Consider the following 241-nt stretch of genomic DNA (forward strand, 5'->3'; position numbering starts at 1 on the left):
GATCAGCGCCGCGACTTCGCGGCGGTAACGCGCGAAGGCCGCGCCGAAATCCCCGGTCACCCAGCTTTCTTCGATGCGCACCTTGAAGGCCAGCGACGCGAAGATCAGCACGACCCCAGCCACGCCGCGCCAGGTCTCGCCGATCAAGGCCGAACCGGCCAGCGCGATCAGGCATCCAGTATAGATAGGATGCCGAACGAGTGCATAAGGACCAGTTCGGATTAGTTCGTGACCTTCCTTG

The 241-nt window shown here is 62.7% G+C and carries 1 protein-coding gene; it reads right to left on the reverse strand.

Going from position 1 to position 241, the window contains the following annotated elements:
- A partial coding sequence (locus SB772_RS44960; protein ID WP_410839146.1) for a methyltransferase family protein occupies positions 1–241 on the reverse strand: 241 nt, incomplete at both ends.

Source organism: Paraburkholderia sp. SIMBA_030, assembly GCF_046535245.1.
Taxonomy (GTDB): Bacteria; Pseudomonadota; Gammaproteobacteria; order Burkholderiales; family Burkholderiaceae; genus Paraburkholderia.